Source organism: Glutamicibacter sp. GQ173, from assembly GCF_059759215.1.
In genome coordinates, this window is sequence record NZ_JCAXDT010000002.1 from 22,740 (window position 1) to 41,227 (window position 18,488).

Consider the following 18,488-nt stretch of genomic DNA (forward strand, 5'->3'; position numbering starts at 1 on the left):
TTTAGAGGGCTCGCTAAAAAGGAATTCGAGTCCTTGTTTCTTTGTCGGTTTTTCAGCAGGATCGAGTGTGTTCGGTTTTTGCAACCCCTATCCAGCTTGTGGCCGGGGTGCATCCGATGCGCTCAATTGCGTGATCGCCGGAACACCAGAATTTACTTGAAGCATCAAGTAAATCGTAGTAGTGTTATGGCCAACAGGAAGTCCTGATTGGAAAGAAGGCGCTGGAGATGACCATGCTCAAAGAAGACAAGCTCGCCGCAACCACCCACATGAACGCCGTGCAGCTGAAGGTTGGCGACATGAAGGTCATGAGCGAGTACTACCAACAGGCATTGGGACTGGCGGTTTTGGATGAAACTGCGGAAGGCACCCGGCTGGGTCGCGGGAGCCGGGAGTTGGTCAACCTGCGCAACGCCCCCGGGCTGAAGCTTCCAGCACGCAGCGAAGCAGGGTTGTTCCACACGGCATTGCTCTTCAACAGCCAATCCGACCTGGCCGCTACCGTGCTTTCGGCAGCGCAGTTCGATCAGGGGAAATTTGTCGGAAGCTCGGATCATCTGGTCTCCGAGGCTTTCTACTTCACCGACCCCGAGGGCAACGGCATCGAGTTGTACTTCGACCGGCCCCGCGACACGTGGACCTGGAACAACGGCGAGGTGCGCATGGACACCATCTATCTTGATCCCAACAACTACCTCGAAACGCACCTGAGCGAGCAGGCTGCCAGTTCCCTGCAATCGGCCAGCGCCGAGGTTGGCCACGTCCACCTGCAGGTTGGCGATGTTGCCACCGCACGGCAGTTCTACGTCAACACGCTCGGCTTTGAGCAGACCACCGCATTGGGCAACCAGGCGCTCTTCGTTTCCGCTGGCGGCTACCACCACCATATGGCGATGAACGTCTGGAACTCCCTCGGCGCCGGTCCCCGCAAGGACACCCTGGGCCTGGGCGAAGTGCTGATCAACGTGCCCACCACCGAGGAAATCGGCAAGCTGGCACAGCGCTTGGGCTTTGCAAAAATCGCCCACCATCACACCGGGGCCGAACTGCGCTTCAAGGATCCGTGGAACAACCAGCTGCGCGTCACCGTCGCCTAGCCGGGCATCGCGCCCAGGGAATCAGCCCGCGGCAGCCGTGGTGTCCAGATGTTCTGAAATCACCCCGGCGGTCAACGGCTGTGTCTGCAGCGGCTGGAACTGGCCATGCTCGCGGCCGCGCAGCACCTGCGCCGCAAACAGGTCCGGGGACCTGGCATCGCATCGCGTCAGATCCTCCGAAGCCAACTCCCACCACGCCGAGGCCTGCAGCGCTTGCACCGTTTCGGGCTCAAAGCGATCGCGGATCACCCGTGCCGGGACGCCGCCCACCACCGTATAGGGCACCAGATCCTTGGCCACCACCGAATTCGATGCGATCACCGCGCCATCCACGATGCTGATCCGGCGCGCGGTTGAACGTCACCACGAACGCCCGGCCATAGCGCTGGGCGAACAGCCCGGCGCGCTGGGTGCACACCGTGGTCATGCCGCCGAATTCGCGTTCGAGCTTCCACGTCACCATGTAGGCGTCTAGATGTTCGCTGGGTGATGCCACGGGTCGATCCTTTGGCTTAACTCAATGGGCGGTGCTGGCCAAGGCCTGATCCCCGGCCGGGGACCGCGCTGGCCGCTGCCACCGAGTCTAGCCGCTCGCCGATGCGGGGCCAGGGCCGCGCACGCATTTTCCCGCCAGGTGGCAGCGGCTTCGGTGCCCCGGCATAGCTCGCGCACAACCGCAAAAGCCCCTTGGCGCCGGCCCGCGAACGGGTCGAGGCCAAGGGGCGCACTTCCGGAGGGCTACGGCAGCTGCGGATCCACGTCGAAGTGCTCGGCAACCTGGGTGATCACTTCATTCGCTCCCTGGATCGAGACCGAGGACAGGAAGATGGAGTCGTCGACCGGAACCACTTCGCCCTTCAGCTTCTTCCACAGCGGGTTGGAGGTGAACTTCTTTTCCTGGTCGCGCGAGGCATCGCCTTCAGCGCCTTCAGGCGACCAGGTGGACTGGAAAATCACACCCGCGTCGGCCTTGAGGATTTCCTCGGGCGAGAGCGGCACGAAGATGGATTCGGTGGTATCCGGCGAGCCTTCCGGGCGCGGGATGGCCATATCCGACATGATCTCGCCGATGAACGAATCGCTGGAGTACAAGCGGGCGGTGTCTTCCCCGGCAAATCGCACCAGGGAGTAGGTGGCAGCGGCATCCTTGGCGAGGATTTCCTTGCCGACCGCGGCTGCGCGTTCTTCGTAGGCTGCCACGGCCTCCTGCGCTTGTTGCTTCTTGCCCAGGGCCTCGCCGAGCAGGACCACGTTCTCCTTCCAGGTGGGCCCGGTGGATTCGGAGAAGATCGTCGGTGCGATCTTGTTCAGCTGGTCGTACATGGCGCCTTGGCGGACATCGGCGGAAATGATGACATCCGGTTCTGTGGCCAGCAGCTTTTCCAGGTCCGGCTCGGTGGTGGTTCCGATGTTGACCGCCTCGTCGGTCAGCTCGGAGACATCGCCGAGGTATTCCGGGAAGGGGCTGCCCGAGGAGCGGTATTCGGTGTAGGCGACCAATTCGGCGCCCAGCAGCATCGTGGCATCAACATAGGAGGGATCCAGCGCGGCCACGCGCAGCGGGCGTTGTGGCAGTTCGGTCGTGCCGCGGAAGTGCTTGATGGTTGCCGGGAACTGCCCGTCGGAGGCCGAGGTGGCGTTGGCCGAGGGCTCGCTGGTGCTGGCGCCGCCGCAAGAGCTCAGGGCCAGGGCGGCAGCGGCCAGGGCCGCGGTGAGGGGGAGAATTCGTCGAATGTGCATGCGAGTGCTTTCCGTGATGAAGATTTATTGATTGCGGCATTATGTAATTTTGCACCCGGAGGTTAGGCAAGGGTAAGCTCAATGCGCAGGTTGAACAGTAGCATGGCCCAGGCCACTGCGGTCAACCCCGCACGACATAAACCCGCATCCCTGCCATATGACAAAGAGCGCCGAGCCATTCCACGAACCACATTGCGCACCGCCAGCCTGCTGGCCCTGGCCCTGGGGCTGTTCGCCGTCGTCGCACTGAGCCTCTGGGTCGGAAGCCGCACGTCCACCCCGGCCGAACTGGGCCACGCCCTGTTTGCGCCCGACGGCTCAGCCAGCGACATCGCCATCCGCGAGATCCGCTGGCCGCGCACGGTCACCGCGCTGGCCGCCGGCGCCGCCTTGGGCATGGCCGGAACGCTCATCCAGGGGCACACCCGGAACCCGATCGCCGAGCCTGGCCTGCTGGGCATCAACCAGGGCGCTGCGCTGGCCATCGTGGCCGTTGCGGTCTTCACCGGCCCGCTGGCCCCGTGGACCCAAGCGGTGCTCGCCCTGGGCGGCGCGCTGCTGGCGGCCCTGGTCGTGTTTGGCATCGGGCGGGTGGACGGGCGGGGCAGCTCGCCGATCACCCTGGTGCTGGTCGGGGCCGCGGTCACCGCCCTGTGCGCGGCGGTGGTCTCGGCGATTGTGCTGCTCAGCGAGGCGGCGCTGGAAACCCTGCGCTTCTGGCAGGTCGGCTCCGTGGTCCAGGGCTACGATTCCTTCCTGGCGCTGTGGCCGCTGCTGGTTCTGGGCAGCGTGCTGGCCCTGGCCAATGCCCGCGGGCTGAATGCGCTGACCCTGGGCGAGGATTCGGCGCGAAGCCTCGGGGTCACCGCGGCGCGTGCCCGCACCCTGGGCCTGGCCGCCATCGTGGCGCTCTCGGGTCTGGCGGTCACCCTGGCCGGGCCGATCGCGTTCCTCGGCCTGCTCGTCCCGCACGTGGCCCGCCGGATTTTCGGTGCCGACTACCGCTGGGTGATACCGGGCTCCGCGGCCTGCGGCGCGCTGCTGCTTTGCCTCTCCGATGTGATCGGACGGGTGCTGGCCCGCCCCGGCGAACTGCCGGTCGGAGTGGTGGTCGCACTGATCGGCGCCCCCTTCTTCATCTATGTGGCCCGCCGCCGCAAGCCGGTGTCCGTATGAGCACCCGCTTATTCATCCACGACGCTGCTCCGGCGGCCCGGCGCCGATCGCGGCGCGCCATGACCACAGCGCTGGGCCTGCTGGCCGTGGCGCTCGGGGCGCTGTGCCTGCACCTGGCCATCGGTGGCACCCCGATCCCGATCCGCGATGTCATCGCCAGCCTGCTGGGCGCGGCCCCCGATCCGCGCACCGAACTGGCGGTGATCGAATTCCGCCTGCCGCGCACGGCTGCCGCGGTGCTCGCCGGGGTGGCCTTCGGGGTTGCCGGGGCGCTGACCCAAACCGTCGCGCGCAATCCGCTGGCCAGCCCCGACATCCTCGGGGTCACCAACGGGGCCGCCCTGGGCGCGGTCAGCGTGCTGGCGCTGACCAGCCAGGTTACCGGCCTGCCCGAATTCTTCCTGCGCCACGGGCTGGTGCTCGCGGCCACCGCCGGGGGATTGCTCGTCTCCGCCCTGGTGTTCGCCCTGGTCTGGCACAGTTCCCTGGAGAGCAACCGGCTGGTTCTGGTCGGGCTGGGATTCAGCGGATTGTGCGCCGCGGCCACCTCCTGGATGCTGACCCTGGGCGAGGTCTACAACGCGCAGCAGGCGCTGACCTGGCTGGCCGGAACGGTGAACGCCATCTCCTGGTCGGATCTGCTGCTCGCGCCGGTGGCCATCGTGCTCTGCGTGGCACTGGCCGGGATGCTGCACCAGCAGCGCCAGGTGCTGGCCCTGGACTCCGACACCGCCCGGGCGCTGGGCATGAACCTGGGGCGCGAGAGGGTGCTGATGCTGGGACTGGCGACACTGCTGGCTATTGCGGGCACCGTCATTGCCGGCCCGCTGGCCTTCGTCGCATTGGCCAGCGGACATGCCTCCCGGCTCATTGCGCGCAGCACCATTCCCACGGTGCTTCACAGCGCGCTCATCGGCGCCATCTTCGTGCTCCTGGCCGACCTGGCCGCCGCCCGCAGCTTCCCGGTGGTCCTGCCGGCCGGCGTGGCCACCGCGGTCATCGGCGCGCCCTATCTGATCTTCCTGGTCCTTCGCCAATCCCGGGTGCGCGCCGCTAGCTAGCGCGGCGCCGGATCGGCACTTTCCCACAGCCGGACTTTTTCTGCGCCCGATCTGTGCGCCGGCGCCCATCATGGGTCCATGGGAATTCACCAGCTGGCCGGCACGCTCACCGCGTTGCGCCATACGATCACCGGGGGACCGCCGCGCGGTGCGTGCGCGGTGCTCCTGGAGATCATGGCTGCCTGCTGCGCCCTGCTGGGGCAACTGTCCCACGCCCTGCGCTCCAGCGAAGACCCGCGCGCCGCCGCCGCCCACGCCCGGCTCATCGAAACCCTCTTCCGCTACACCGTGCGCGAGCAGCTGCAGTGCGCCATCCACCTGGAATCCACCGCCGCGCACCTGCTGGCGGACGAGGATCTGGCCGCGGCCCGCGAGGGCACCACGGACTTCAGCCGACCGGCCAACCTGCATTCGCAGCGCGCACACTATCGCGGCACCGCGGATTTCATAGCCAGCTGGCTGGGGCTGAACTTCCACGAAGCCGATCACCGCGTCTGTGATGCCCACCTGCTCATCGCCCGTCGGGCCATCGACGGCTCCACGATCGCCCCGCGCCTGGCCAAGCTGGCCCAGCTCTACACCGGCTCGCCGGTGCTCGACCCGCGCACCGTGGCCCGCGCCGCCCGCGCCCTGGATAAATTCGAACCGGCCGACACCGCCTTCGAAGGCCTGCCGCTGGATGCCACCGCCACCCACGCCGACGGCCGCACCTTGGAGGCGCACATTGTCGAGCTGTTCCAGGAGCCGGACCTGGCCACCGCCCAATCCCGCGTTTCCGAGCTGATCGCCGCCGAGCGCCTTGCCCGCAAAACCATCAAGTCCCCGCAGCCCGGCTTCTACCCGCGTGGCACCATCGGGGAATGCGACCGCTACGAGCTCATCGTCGCTGGCGCCCAGCGCGAGGAAATCCGGTCGGTGATAGGGCAAAGCGATAACCCGCGCACGAATGCCGGCAAATCGGCCCGCGGCGCCCAGGACTCGTCGGCGGCGCAGGAGGATCGCAGCGGCGATCGCCCAGACGACCGCCCAGGCGAGCACCCAGTCGCCCGGGACGACCTGTTCAGCAGTGATGAGCCCATGCCACTCTGGGCCCAGGAACCAGCAGGGCAACCTCCGGAAGATCAGCAAACCATCTTGCCGCAGGGCGAGCAGAAAGAGCAAGACAATGCTGACCCGGATACCGCCGATACCGGGCAGCAGCAGCCTGGCGATGCCGGTCCGCTCGCGGATTTGGAGGTGCCAGTGCCCCAGCGCCGATTGAACGCGTTGATCGCCGCCCTGAAGAACCGTGGATCATCGCGCACCGGAAAAACAGTGGCCCCCAGAATTGCCATTCATATCAAGCTTGGCTCCCTGGCCGACCTGAAAAACCCGGACAACCTCACCTCCATTTCGGAGCACGGCGTCAAGCTGGGGCCGGCGGACACCGGCCAGCTGATCTGCCAAGGTGAAATCTTCCGGGTGATTTTCGGACCCGACGGGCAACCGCTGGATCTGGGCCGATCCGAGCGCTTCTTCACCGAAGCGATGAAGCGCGCCATTTTTGCCCGCGATCGAGGCTGCATTGTCCCGGGCTGCACCGCAGGTCCGGAAATGCTCGAGTACCATCACGACACCTGGTGGGAGCATGGCGGTTGCACTTCCACGCGCAACGGAAGCTGTTTGTGCCGCGCGCACCATCACGCCATTCACGCCAAGCTGCTGACCCTTGTATCGATTGGCGGATTGGCGCACATCATCCTGCCCAATCACTTGGATCCGCTGCAGCGACCGCAACGAAACCGGATCCATTTGGCCGCATAGCTGCAGGCTCGAGGCACGTTGCTGAGCCGATCGAAGGCTGCGCCAGATTCATCCGGCGCTGGACTACGAGTTCAAGGGAACCATACTGGCCGCAGACGATCGAAATGGATCTGCGACTCAGTCCGCGACGGCCGGGCAGGTCGATTCGGGGTGGCTTTTCGTCGCGATCAGGTATCAGGAAGTTGAATAACGCGTTGTTCCACTGGGCGGGAGTGGTGTCCCGCCGCGGTCCATTGCCAAAGGCGCACTACGACCGGATGCAGGCTCAAAGCTGGCGCCGACCCTTGTTCGGCGGTGAAGAACAAGCTCAAGTCATTGTTGAACCGGTGGCATTACCAATGGCCCGGAGACTCGCCGGATCGAGGTTCGGTAACGCGGGGAGGCACCGCTCAGCCAGCAAGGCCCAGCGAACGCGGGCTCCGACGAAACCGCCGGAGTCAGGAATCGAACAGCTGCTGGCCGAGGTACTGTCCTTGGCCGATGCCGGGCAGGATCGCGTAGAGGCCCGAGGAGGTATGCCGCAGATACTCGCTCATGGCATCCGTGGAGCTCATGGCCTCCTGCAAGGGCACATAATGCGTGCGCGCATCGTTGACAAAGGCGATGAAAAAGAGCCCGGCATCAAGGCGCCCTAAACCATCCGAGCCATCCACATAGTTAAACCCGCGACGCAGCATCTGCACACCGTCGTGTTGGGAAGGATGCAGAACCGCTACATGCGAATCCACCGGAATCACCGGCCCGGCAGAACCGGCCATGGCAAAGTCGGGTTCGCTGAATTCTTCGCCGCCCGATAATGGGGCACCGGTGGACTTCACGCGTCCGACCACGTTTTCCTGCTCGCGCAACGCGGAGCGATCCCAAGTCTCCACGTGCATGCGGATCCGCCGGGTCACCATATAGCTTCCGCCCGCCATCCACGGCTGATCGGTGGAATCTTTTCCCACCCACACGTGCTGATCGAGCAGTTCCTGGTTATCCGCCAGAAGGTTGGCCGTGCCGTCCTTGAAACCAAAGAGGTTGCGCGGAGTCTGCTGGGCTCTGGTGGTTTTCGAGGTGCGCCCGAATCCGGTCTGGCTCCAGCGCACTCGTACCGTGCCAAATCCCAAGCGTGACAGATTGCGGATGGCATGCACCGCAACCTGCGGATCATCGGCGCAGGCCTGCACGACGATATCCCCGTCGCTGCGCCCTTCCTCGATCTGGTCCCCGGAAAAGTGGGGGAGTTCGATCAGCGCTTCGGGCAGTTTTCCGTCCAGGCCGAAGCGGGCCTTGCCGTGCGTTCCCACAAACAGGCTGCGCCCAAATCCGATGGTCACGCTCAAGTTGGCGGCGCTCAAATCTGCTGCCTCGCCGGTATCTGACGGCGGTGCGTCATAGGAACCTGCCGCCGGATCATCGGCACCCACCTGCTGGCCCTGGGTCATGGCAGCGATGGCATCGGTCCACGAGCGCAACATGGAGATCAGCGCCTCGCGATCATCGCTGGTCACGTCAAAAGCTGCGGTATGCATCCGGTCTTGGGCGGCGGTGGTGATTCCGGCCTGGTGGGCACCGTAAAATTCCACGGTGTCCACCACCGTGGCAGCGTGGCTTCGTCCAGCCAGCCCGGCATGGGCCAGCGCGCCGACAGCCAGGCCGGCAGTTCCTGCCCCGGCACTGGTGAGCAACAGGCGCCGGGACAGCCCGCGGCGCGATTCCTTCGCGCCGGTCTGAGCAACATCTGACGGCTCGGACGTGGACGTGGAAGAATTTTTGGGCACGATGCTGATCCTTGGTCTAGATGGTGCTGATGCAGGGGCTACTTGATGACAGCGGCGGTCAGTTTGGACAGCGGCTCGGAGAGCGCGTCTACACCGGCCGCCAGTTCCTGCACCTGCTTGGTGCTCAGCTCGTCGTAGTACTTGAAACCCTCGCCGTCGCGGTACTGATCCAGCTGCCCCTGTAATGAGGTGAAGTTCTTCTCAAGCTGGGCATCCAGCTTGTCGTCGGTTCCTTCCAGCAGCGGCTTCAAGTCCTGGTAGGCGATCTTGGCCCCTTCCATATTCGCCTGGAAGTCCCAGAGGTCGGTGTGCGAGAACGTCTCTTCCTCGCCGGTGACCTTGCCGGTGGCAACTTCGTCCAACAACGACTTTGCGCCGTTAGCCAGCTGGTCTGGGGTGAAGCTGAGCTTGAGGGTGCGATCGTGGAGCTTTTGGGTGTTTTCCACCATGCCGTCGGCAATTTCCTGGCGCTGCTTCCCGGTCATCTTGGTGTACTTCTCTGGTGCCCACAAATCCTTTTCGGCGCGGTGCCAACCTGTGAACTGGTCGCCTTCGGCCAGGTCTGCCTCGCGGGCATCGAGGATCGGATCAAGGTCGCCGAAGGATTCTGCCACTGGTTCAATTCGTTCCCAATGCATGCGGGTTGACGCGTAGAGCTGCTTGGCGGTTTTCTCGTCGCCGGCGGCAAAAGCTGCAGCGAAGTCCTTGGTGCCGCGCAGCAGCTGTTCGGCCTGGTCCTTGACGTAGGCGGTGTACTGGTCTGTTGCGGTTTTTTGCAATGTGGCGCGGTCTGCGGAGACCTGCTGCCCATCGGCCGCCGCTGTCACAGTGAAGGCCGAACGGATGCCGTCGCCGACCATTCCTGGCTTGCAGGCGGCAAAGTAGCTGCCTTCCGGTGCCAGCACTACGAGATCCCGGCTGACCCCTGGCCCAACGTTTTCGACTTCTCCCACGATGCGCAGCCCGTCATCGGCAAGCAGGTAGAACTCGTTGATCTTGCTTCCGTCGTTCTTCACATTGAACTTCAGTGTCCCACCGGGCGCGTTGTCGGTGGATACGGTGCACGAATCGTCGGTGGCCACCACGTTGATGGAGCCGTCGGAGGCGGCTGAGACGTTGTTGTCGGTGCAACCGGTCAGAACCAGGGCGCCGAGCGAGAACAGCGCGGCGGGTGCAAGAAGTTTCTTCATGTGGGTGATTCCTTGGTCGGTGATGAAGCGTGAAGGCGAGTTCACGAGGTTGGGTGTGAAAAATTTCGCTGCCGCGGCTTAGCTGGCCGCAGCTGCTTTGGTATTGGCCGCACGTGGCGGGGAGGCGGTCTTGCGCAGGTAGAAGAACATCACTGGCACCAGGTAGGCCCACCAGGCGATGGCCGCCAGCCATGGGGTGGCAGGGATGAAGTTGAAGACGCCCTGCAACACCGTGCCCAACCAGCCTGACGGCGGGATTGCGGCGCTGAAATCGTAGGCAAGTGCGTGGATCCCGGGAAGCACTGCGGCTTCCTGCAGATCGTGCACCCCGTATGAGAAGACCCCGGCGGCCACAACTACCAGCAAGGCACCGGTCCAGGTGAAGAACTTGGAGAGCTGAATTTTCACGATGCCGCGGTGGAGCAGCAACCCGATGGCGATTGCGCCAACCAGCCCCAGCACCGCTCCGAGCAGCGGCTGCCAAGTTTCCCCGGTGCTTCGCGCTGCGGCCCAGATGAACAGCGTTGTTTCCAGCCCTTCGCGTCCGACCGACAGCGCGCCGACCATGACCAATCCCCATGCTGAACCGGTTGCCGCCTTGTCGACCTGGTTTTTCAGATCTTGATTGAGCGTTTTAGAGGCGCCGGCCATCCAGAAGATCATCCAGGTCACCAGGCCGGCGGCGATAATCGACAACCCGCCGCCAATGATTTCCTGCGCCTGGAAAGTCAGTCCGCGCGGCCCGAACGTCAGCAATGCACCAAAGCCCAATGACACGATGACCGCAAACGCCACGCCAGCCCAAATACGCGGAAGCAAATTGCGCCGATCGGTTTTGGTCAGGTAGGCGATAAGCAGGACGACGATGAGGACGGCTTCAAGTCCCTCGCGCAGGCCGATCAGGAAGTTTCCGAGCATGGTGTGTTGCTTTCTCGAAAGTGTGGAGACCGCGAAGAGGCGTTCCCTTCATGGCAGTTCTTGCACTGCGCGCACATCCCTTGATGAGGCAGCGGGCGAGCACTCAAACCTCAATAAGGTTAGCCTAAACAAACGCGTGCCAATACCGGCCTGTCGGTATTGGCTTAAGTATTTCGGCGTTGGTTAGCCTCGGCATGCAAAGGCTCCCTGCGGAGGACTAAAAAACAGCTAGACAAGTACGATCTTTTCCCCTCAAGCAGCTTGTGAAGAAAATACACGGTTACGCGAAGATTCCTGGCACCTTGTTTCGGCAAATCCAAGCGCGCAGGCCAGAGTATCCAGCGCCCAGCGACCGGAGCTCTTTGTGTCGGACATTCCGCAATGCAGGGGCCGCTAGTAGAATTGATTCACCACGGATTGGCGCACAGTCCAGCTCATCACGCGCTACGTGATCAAGCTCATGGGCGCAGGTCGACTCGCCAGCAGAAAAGAGTTGGCCAGCAACTAAGCTCTCTGGCATAATTGCAGGGTACTCGATTTGTTGTGGCCCCTCTCTCCGCTTCGAATCCTGTCCTTTTTAGAGCGCGAGAAGTAAGGCCTGCCCCACAGGTGCCAAAAATCGTGCTCGACCATGTTGAGAAACAGGAGTGACCACTACAGTGGCCGTTAAAATTCGTCTGAAGCGCTTCGGTAAGATGCGCGCACCTTTCTACCGCGTTGTTGTCATGGACTCCCGCGCCAAGCGCGATGGCCGTGCCATCGAGGAGATCGGCAAGTACCACCCGACCGAGAACCCTTCGATCATCGAGATCGATTCGGACCGTGCACAGTACTGGCTGTCCGTTGGCGCTCAGCCAACCGAGCAGGTACACGCACTGCTGAAGATCACCGGTGACTGGCAGAAGTTCAAGGGCATCGATGGCCAGGAAGGCACCTACAAGGTTGCCGAGCCTAAGCCAGCATTCGTTGCTCCTGAAAAGGGTTCGGTGATCCTTCCTGAGGCCATCACCAAGAAGGCTGAGAAGCCAGCTGCTGAAGAGGCAGAGGCCGAAGCAACCGAGGCTGAGTAACAGTGCTCGTTGATGCGCTGGATCATATGGTGCGCGGAATCGTCGAGGAGCCGGAAGACGTCAAGGTTGCCTTGAAGTCCACCCGCCGCGGCGATCTGCTCGAAGTTCGGGTCAACCCTGAGGATCTCGGTCGCGTGATCGGACGCCAGGGACGCACCGCACGAGCATTGCGTATCGTCATGGCAGCGCTGGCCAAGGAATCGGTTCGTGTTGATGTTATCGACACCGACCGTCGCCGCGGCTAAGCAACTGCAGCCCAACACTTCGTTGGCTTCATCTCGAAAGGAGTTTCCGTCCCACTGGTGACGGAAACTCCTTTCGTGTTTCACCCCCACACAATGCAGAAAGAGCAGCAGACTATGCGATTGCAGGTTGCCCGCATCGGCAAGCCCCACGGTATCCGTGGCGAAGTTACCGTTCAGGTCCAGACCGACACCCCCGAGGAGCGCTTCACCGCAGGCGAGGAGCTGATCGTGATCGACGGTCCGGTCAAGAGCCTCACCGTGAAGAACGCCCGCTGGAACAAGACCATCCTGCTGCTTTCCTTCCAGGAGATCAACGACCGCAACCAGGCCGAAACCCTTCGCGGGGCCCGCCTTGAAATCGAGGTTTCCGACGAGCCCGAGGACGATTCGGATGAATGGTACGAGCATGAGCTGCTCGACCTGAAGGTCATGCTCGAGGGCAAGCAGGTCGGCGTCATCACCGCACTGCGCACCAACCCTGCGCAGGATCTGCTGGTCTTCGAGGACACCGAAGGCAACGAGGTGTACCTGCCTTTCGTTGACGAATTCGTGCCGGAGGTCGATCCGGAATCTGGCATCGTGGTCATCACCCCGCCAGCCGGACTGCTGACCCTGAACAGTGACGACGACTCCAACGAGGAAGAGCACTAAACCATGCGCCTAGATGTCATCTCGATTTTCCCCGAGTATCTGCAGCCGCTCTCGCTCTCGCTGATCGGCCGGGCCGCCGAAGACGGCATCCTGGATTTGAAGGTCACCAACCTGCGCGACTTCACCGAGGACAAGCACCGCAAGGTGGACGACACCCCGTACGGCGGCGGCGCCGGCATGGTGATGATGCCCGAGCCGTGGGGCCGGGCCTTGGACTCCGTGCGCCCTGCCGGTGCCCAGGGTCCCAAGCCGACCCTGATCGTCCCGTCGCCGGCCGGTGCGGTGTTCAACCAGCAGATGGCCTATGAGCTCGCGGAAGAAGAGCACCTGGTCTTCGCCTGCGGACGCTACGAAGGCATCGACGAACGCGTTGTCGACTACGCGCACGAGAACTTCAACGTCATTCCCGTTTCCATCGGCGACTACGTGCTTAATGGGGGAGAAGTAGCGGTCATGGTGATGGTCGAGGCTATCGCCCGGCTGATTCCCGGCGTCATTGGCAACCCGGAATCCCTGGTGGAGGAATCCCATTCGGATGTCCTGCTGGAATACCCGGTCTACACCAAGCCTGCCGCATGGCGGGGCCGCGAAGTTCCCGAGGTCCTGCTTGGCGGAAACCACCAGCGCGTGGGCCGGTTCCGCCGCGACGAGCAGATCAAGCGCACGGCCGCCCGCCGCCCGGACCTGATCACCCAGATGGATGTCCAGAGCTTGAATCGCCGTGATCGCGATGCCCTGTGGCACAACGGATTTGCTGTGGTTGACGGGGCCATCACGCCGAAATCCGAACTGGATTGGGCCACCGGGGCAGGCACCGGGGAGAGCAGCGACAGCTGAAGCCTGCCTGGCCAAAGCCGGGCAAGAGGCCAACATCACGGCAGCAGAAATTTGGCTGGACTCGCGCGAACCCCAGTGATACGGCATAATTGTCTCTTGGCGTGTTTTTGTCTGGCTCCTGCCGCAGGGGGAAGACCGGATCTATAAGAACCGCCGCATCGACTGCTAGAGCCAGTCGGTGGTAAACGTTCCGGGGAGTTCGCCAGGCCTCAGGCCGGCGATGGGCCCCGCTACGAGGATTCGGTGACCTGCGGCATTGATCCTAGGAGATGCAACATGCATATTCTTGACTCCGTCGATGCAGCTTCGCTGCGTTCAGACATCCCAGCTTTCGGTCCTGGCGACACCCTGAAGGTGCACGTCAACATCATCGAAGGCAAGAACTCGCGCGTCCAGGTTTTCCAGGGCTACGTTATGGGCCGTCAGGGCCAGGGCGTTGGCGAAACCTTCACCGTCCGCAAGGTTTCCTTCGGCACCGGTGTTGAGCGTACCTTCCCGGTTCACTCCCCAATCATCGACAAGATCGAGGTTGTGACCAAGGGCGACGTTCGTCGTGCAAAGCTGTACTACATGCGCGATCGTCACGGCAAGGCTGCTCGCATCCGCGAGAAGCGTGACTTCAACGCAAAGAAGTAATCTGCGTTCTTCGATGAACCAGATTGCCCGCAGCGAGCGAGCAATGGTGAAGCGCCGGGCCTTTTCATGGGTCTGGCGCTTCGCTGTACTCGCCATCATTCTTGGCCTATCGAGCACCATCATCTTCCGCGCGACGGTGATCGACCTCTACCATATCGACTCCAACTCCATGCAGCCGACCCTGAATCCGGGCCAGAGCATCGCCGTTGACCGCCGCGCCTACCGGGACGCGCCACCGCAGCGCGGGGACGTAATCGTCTTTGACGGGCGCGGTTCCTTCCTGCCCTACGCCAGGGCCGGTTTCGCCGACGATCTGCTCGGCGCCTTCAGCCTGACAGGAACCGGCAGTAAATACGTCAAACGCGTCATCGGCGTTGGGGGAGACACCGTCGAATGCAAGGGGTCCAACTGCCAGATCACCGTTAACGGCCAGCCCATCAGCGAGCCCTATATCTTTGCCGGCAACGCACCGAGCGACCAGGAATTCTCGGTCCAGGTCCCCGAAGGCCGCTTGTGGGTCATGGGCGATCACCGCTCCACGTCCAAGGACTCGCGCTCATTGCTCGGGGCCAGCGGCGGGGGAATGGTCAGCGTTGACCGCGTCACCGGCAAGGCAACGAGCATTGCCTGGCCGCTGAGCCAGAAGGCAGCCATCGATTGATTTGCTGAATATGTACCTTTGATTAACCGTGCCGGATGGGGAGAACTCCCCATCCGGCACAGTTGCTTTTTAATTATGCAAATATTCAAGTCGTTCGTTGGCACCAAGCTGATCCTGTGAGTTTCGTATGCAACTTTTGCGCGTACTCACAGAATTGGCGACTCTGACTAGGGCGTAGAAAGATAATTCCAATATTAAACCAATGGGCCTCTCCGTTGAAATGTGATCTGGTCGAAGCTCGGCCACGCCTATTGACTAGGTGATTTGGCTGGCGAGGTTTGTATTTTCGTTTGATTCGGCACTTGAAAACCATAGTGTCAAGCGGCTAGTGTTTCATTTTGGTAACAACACCTGTGCCTAGAAGCGCGCCCAGAGGTAAGGGCCGCGAGGGCACTCGCACCATAAATGTGGGAGAAGCATTAATGCCAAATCCAAATAACAAGACTGCGCAACGTGGCCTCGTTGCTGCAGCCGCTACCGCCTTGGTAGTTGGCAGCAGCTTCATGCCGGCCGTTGCCGCGCAGGAGACGAAGGGTTCGCCTTCTCCGTCGGCCTCCTCAATCGAGGCCAACAGCGCAAGTTCGTCCGCCACGGAAAACTCGGTGGATACCACCGGACTGCCGGAGGCCATCGAGCGCGACCTGGACAAGTCGGTTGACGAGTACCTGGAAGACTCGAAGTCCAGCGAGACCGCTGCCGCAGTAGACAAGAATCTTGAAGACGAGGGTGTCGAAGCTCGTTCGTCTGTCGAGGGCGGCAAGGTTGAGATCGAGGTCAGCAAGAAGGACGCTGCCAAGGCCAAGGCAATCGTCGAAGCCTCCAAGGCTTCTGTTTCCCTGGAAATCAACAAGAACAACCTGTCTACCGCTGAGGGCGTCTACAAGGAGCTCGTCGACAATGTTGACAGCACCGAGTTGAGCCGCCTGACCGCGATCGTGGAAACCACGGTCAAGGGGCAGAAGGTCGTCAAGATCATCGCCTCGGGCCCTGGCTCGATCGAGGGGCAGAAGCGCGAGATCACCAAGAAGGTAGTCGCTGAGGGCGAATTGTCCTTGGAGCAGTTCGCAGAGCATGTGGCAGCTTCGGACGTCGTCTTTGCCCCATCGGAAAAGGACGGCAACGGTGCTGCAAAGCCCGGAGCCAATGAAGACATCTATGGCGGCATGGGCTACGCGATCGGCCAGAACGGCCAGGCTCCCGATTCACGCTGCTCGATCGGCTTCAACGCCTGGGATGCCAGCGGCAAGAACGCCATCCTGAGCGCCGGTCACTGCACCGAAGACGGTTCCATGACCGACACCTATGTCCTGGAAGCCAACGCTCCGAACGATTTCCTCGGCTACACCGACGCATTGGGCACATTCGGTTTTGCCCAGTTCGGCGGCCCTGGCAACTCGGGCTACCCGGTTGACGCGACCTGGGAAGACGTAGATACCGAGAATCCTGGCACCGATATTTCGGTGGTTGAAGCGATCAACCCTGCGCTGAACCTTCACGCAGCAGTTTCGCAGTGGCCAGCAGGTGGCGACGAGCGCGATCAGGTTATCAAGGTGACTGATGTAGCTGCCGGCGCTGTTGGCGCTGAAGCCTGCTCTTCGGGTGCAACCACCGGGTGGAGCTGCTCGACCATCACCGGCGAGGGCATCTTCTTCGTCCAGGGCATGGACGGCACCTTGCGTGACGTCTGGGGATACACTGCAGATAACCCGGGCCAGGACGTTCTGGACCAGGGTGACTCGGGCGGTGCCGTATTGATCGGCAACAAGGCCATCGGCATTAACTCCGCTAACGGTCCTGGCGAAGACGGCGCAGAAGACACTGACGATGACATCGCCATGTACACCGGCCTGAAGGACGCGCTGACTCGTATTGATGAAGTCAAGGACTACCAGGTCAAGCTCTTCATCAATGCGCCTGCCATCACCACTGAAAATGGTTCAGAGGTGGAAGCTGGAAGCGACATCTCCGGTAACGTCGCGGATGCTTCCGAAGGCACCCAGGTTGACGTAATCGTCAACGGCGAAGTCGTGGACACCGTGACGGTTGACTCCAATGGGGACTTCACGTTCTCGGCACCAGAACAGACTGGCGCATATGAGTTCACCTTGCAGGCGCACAAGGGCTTCGACAAGTCGGCAACCACGAACGGCAACGTCATCGTTGTAGCCGTTCCAACGCCAACTCCGACCCCAACGCCTACCCCAACCCCGACTCCTACGCCTACGCCAACCGAGGAGCCTTCGGAGTCGGCAACGCCTACCGAGACTGCTACTGAGGAGCCTTCGGAGTCGGCAACGCCAACTGAGACTGCTACTGAGGAGCCTTCGGAGTCGGCAACGCCAACTGAGACTGCTACTGAGGAGCCTTCGGAGTCGGCAACGCCTACCGAGACTGCTACTGAGGAGCCTTCGGAGTCGGCAACGCCTACCGAGACTGCTACTGAGGAGCCTTCGGAGTCGTCAACGCCTACCGAGACTGCTACTGAGGAGCCTTCGGAGTCGTCAACGCCAACTGAGACTGCTACTGAGGAGCCTTCCGAGTCCGAGACCGAAGAGTCTTCGGAAGCTCCACAGGACGACGAGTCCAACGAGCCAACCAAGTCGGCAACGCCAAAGGAAACTCCTAAGAAGGACGATCCACTGGCTGACACCGGTTCGAGCAGCGCTCCACTGATCGCTGCAGGTGGCGCCTTGGCTCTGGTCGGTGCAACCTTCCTCCTGTTCCGTCGCGGCAACCGCCGCCACGGCTAAGGAAAGAATTACCCATAGGTTCTAGGAACCTCTGAAAGTGTCCCGCTACTTCACCACAGGTAGCGGGACACTTTTTAGTTAGTGCACATGTTGCTCACTGACTGTTTTACGAAAAGCCCTATAGCCTCGAAGTCAAGAAGGCTATGGGTACGCAAAAACCGAGGTGCAATTATGAATTTCAACTCCAGAACATCCCGCACTCCATTGGCGCTGGCCTCCACGGCCCTCATGGCGAGCTTGCTGTTGACCGGTTGCGGGCAAGGAACGGACCCAGGAACCAAAGAGTCCTCGGGCGCGCAGACCCCTGCTCCCACCGCGCCCTCCGAGAACCAAAGCGAGAATTCCGTGGACCAAAACGCACTGTTGAAGATCAACGACAAGCTTTCCGCAGACCTCGGCGAAAACTATGTCCAGGGCTGGATCAAGAACGGCAAGCTGCACGTGTCGACAACTGATGAAGGCCAGCTCGCTGCGATCGAAGAAGCCGGTGCCGTCGGGCATATCGTGAAGCACAGCAGCCAGGAACTGCGCCAGGCCATCGAAAAGATCATGACGTGGCAGGGCAAGCAGGAGAACCCGATCCGCAATTCGATCCACGCCTATTCGTTGAATCCTGAAACCGGCGGCATTACGCTCTCGGTGGACAAGAGCCAGATCGAAGCGATCACCAAGCTGATCGAAGCTGATCAGCCAGTCGGCGATATCCCCGTGGATTTCAAGTCCAGCGGCGGTATAGGCTCGCCCGCCAACTCATAGCTGGTTTCCTCTCCGATGACCCGCCCGCGCGGGAGCAGAACACTATTTCGCAACGGTCAGCCCGCAAAGGGCTGGCCGTTGTTGCGTCCCACACCGTTCAGGCGAAGCCGATAATGAACGATTCGCCACCGGCT

At 62.2% G+C, this 18,488-nt stretch carries 18 protein-coding genes; 12 read left to right on the forward strand and 6 right to left on the reverse strand.

Annotated elements, in window-relative coordinates:
- Window positions 1-227 precede the first annotated feature (227 nt).
- Window positions 228-1,097, forward strand: a complete 870-nt coding sequence (locus tag AC6CHO_RS03935; RefSeq protein WP_498213810.1) for a VOC family protein — start codon at window positions 228-230, stop codon at window positions 1,095-1,097.
- Window positions 1,098-1,118: 21 nt separating this feature from the next.
- Here the strand turns inward: AC6CHO_RS03935 and AC6CHO_RS03940 are convergent, their stop codons facing one another.
- The 3 genes from AC6CHO_RS03940 to AC6CHO_RS03950 all read right to left on the reverse strand — a co-directional run bounded on the left by AC6CHO_RS03940 (window position 1,119) and on the right by AC6CHO_RS03950 (window position 2,837).
- Complete coding sequence (locus AC6CHO_RS03940; RefSeq protein WP_498213812.1) at window positions 1,119-1,418, reverse strand: hypothetical protein; 300 nt, start codon at window positions 1,416-1,418, stop codon at window positions 1,119-1,121.
- On the reverse strand, window positions 1,327-1,593 hold the full coding sequence (locus tag AC6CHO_RS03945; protein ID WP_498213813.1) for a hypothetical protein: 267 nt from the start codon (window positions 1,591-1,593) through the stop codon (window positions 1,327-1,329). The genes AC6CHO_RS03940 and AC6CHO_RS03945 overlap by 92 nt, the downstream gene beginning before the upstream one ends.
- Window positions 1,594-1,835: 242 nt before the next feature.
- Entirely contained in the window at window positions 1,836-2,837 is a 1,002-nt protein-coding gene (locus tag AC6CHO_RS03950) for an ABC transporter substrate-binding protein (protein WP_498213814.1), read from the reverse strand.
- 102 nt (window positions 2,838-2,939) lie between these two features.
- Here AC6CHO_RS03950 and AC6CHO_RS03955 point away from each other — a divergent pair, with 102 nt between their 5' ends.
- The 3 genes from AC6CHO_RS03955 to AC6CHO_RS03965 all read left to right on the forward strand — a co-directional run bounded on the left by AC6CHO_RS03955 (window position 2,940) and on the right by AC6CHO_RS03965 (window position 6,877).
- Entirely contained in the window at window positions 2,940-4,013 is a 1,074-nt protein-coding gene (locus tag AC6CHO_RS03955) for a FecCD family ABC transporter permease (protein ID WP_498213815.1), read from the forward strand.
- Window positions 4,010-5,074 (forward strand): FecCD family ABC transporter permease, encoded by a 1,065-nt coding sequence (locus AC6CHO_RS03960; RefSeq protein WP_498213816.1) that lies wholly within the window; start codon window positions 4,010-4,012, stop codon window positions 5,072-5,074. The genes AC6CHO_RS03955 and AC6CHO_RS03960 overlap by 4 nt, the downstream gene beginning before the upstream one ends.
- A gap of 78 nt (window positions 5,075-5,152) precedes the next feature.
- A complete protein-coding gene (locus tag AC6CHO_RS03965) occupies window positions 5,153-6,877 on the forward strand; it encodes an HNH endonuclease signature motif containing protein (protein ID WP_498213817.1) in 1,725 nt (574 codons plus the stop codon).
- 437 nt (window positions 6,878-7,314) lie between these two features.
- Here the strand turns inward: AC6CHO_RS03965 and efeB are convergent, their stop codons facing one another.
- The 3 genes from efeB to efeU all read right to left on the reverse strand — a co-directional run bounded on the left by efeB (window position 7,315) and on the right by efeU (window position 10,748).
- A complete protein-coding gene (gene efeB, locus AC6CHO_RS03970; RefSeq protein ID WP_498213818.1) occupies window positions 7,315-8,640 on the reverse strand; it encodes an iron uptake transporter deferrochelatase/peroxidase subunit in 1,326 nt (441 codons plus the stop codon).
- A gap of 38 nt (window positions 8,641-8,678) precedes the next feature.
- Entirely contained in the window at window positions 8,679-9,830 is a 1,152-nt protein-coding gene (gene efeO / locus AC6CHO_RS03975) for an iron uptake system protein EfeO (RefSeq protein WP_498213819.1), read from the reverse strand.
- A 78-nt stretch (window positions 9,831-9,908) separates the two neighbouring features.
- Window positions 9,909-10,748, reverse strand: a complete 840-nt coding sequence (efeU, locus tag AC6CHO_RS03980) for an iron uptake transporter permease EfeU (protein WP_498213820.1) — start codon at window positions 10,746-10,748, stop codon at window positions 9,909-9,911.
- Window positions 10,749-11,407: 659 nt separating this feature from the next.
- Between efeU and rpsP the strand changes: the two genes are divergently transcribed.
- The 8 genes from rpsP to AC6CHO_RS04020 all read left to right on the forward strand — a co-directional run bounded on the left by rpsP (window position 11,408) and on the right by AC6CHO_RS04020 (window position 18,354).
- Window positions 11,408-11,818: a 30S ribosomal protein S16 gene (gene rpsP / locus AC6CHO_RS03985; RefSeq protein WP_060701493.1), complete on the forward strand. Its 411-nt coding sequence runs from the start codon at window positions 11,408-11,410 to the stop codon at window positions 11,816-11,818.
- Window positions 11,819-11,820: 2 nt separating this feature from the next.
- Window positions 11,821-12,063 (forward strand): RNA-binding protein, encoded by a 243-nt coding sequence (locus tag AC6CHO_RS03990; RefSeq protein ID WP_060701494.1) that lies wholly within the window; start codon window positions 11,821-11,823, stop codon window positions 12,061-12,063.
- 114 nt (window positions 12,064-12,177) lie between these two features.
- The gene (gene rimM / locus AC6CHO_RS03995; protein WP_498213822.1) at window positions 12,178-12,714 is read left to right on the forward strand and encodes a ribosome maturation factor RimM; all 537 of its coding nucleotides are present in this window, start codon (window positions 12,178-12,180) and stop codon (window positions 12,712-12,714) included.
- A gap of 3 nt (window positions 12,715-12,717) precedes the next feature.
- Entirely contained in the window at window positions 12,718-13,551 is an 834-nt protein-coding gene (gene trmD, locus AC6CHO_RS04000) for a tRNA (guanosine(37)-N1)-methyltransferase TrmD (protein ID WP_498213823.1), read from the forward strand.
- A gap of 276 nt (window positions 13,552-13,827) precedes the next feature.
- A complete protein-coding gene (gene rplS / locus AC6CHO_RS04005; RefSeq protein ID WP_444664100.1) occupies window positions 13,828-14,187 on the forward strand; it encodes a 50S ribosomal protein L19 in 360 nt (119 codons plus the stop codon).
- A gap of 13 nt (window positions 14,188-14,200) precedes the next feature.
- Window positions 14,201-14,848: a signal peptidase I gene (lepB, locus tag AC6CHO_RS04010; RefSeq protein WP_498213824.1), complete on the forward strand. Its 648-nt coding sequence runs from the start codon at window positions 14,201-14,203 to the stop codon at window positions 14,846-14,848.
- Between the two features lie 422 nt (window positions 14,849-15,270).
- Window positions 15,271-17,598, forward strand: a complete 2,328-nt coding sequence (locus AC6CHO_RS04015; protein WP_498213826.1) for an LPXTG cell wall anchor domain-containing protein — start codon at window positions 15,271-15,273, stop codon at window positions 17,596-17,598.
- A gap of 171 nt (window positions 17,599-17,769) precedes the next feature.
- Window positions 17,770-18,354 (forward strand): hypothetical protein, encoded by a 585-nt coding sequence (locus AC6CHO_RS04020; RefSeq protein WP_498213827.1) that lies wholly within the window; start codon window positions 17,770-17,772, stop codon window positions 18,352-18,354.
- The last annotated feature ends 134 nt before the right edge of the window (window positions 18,355-18,488 follow it).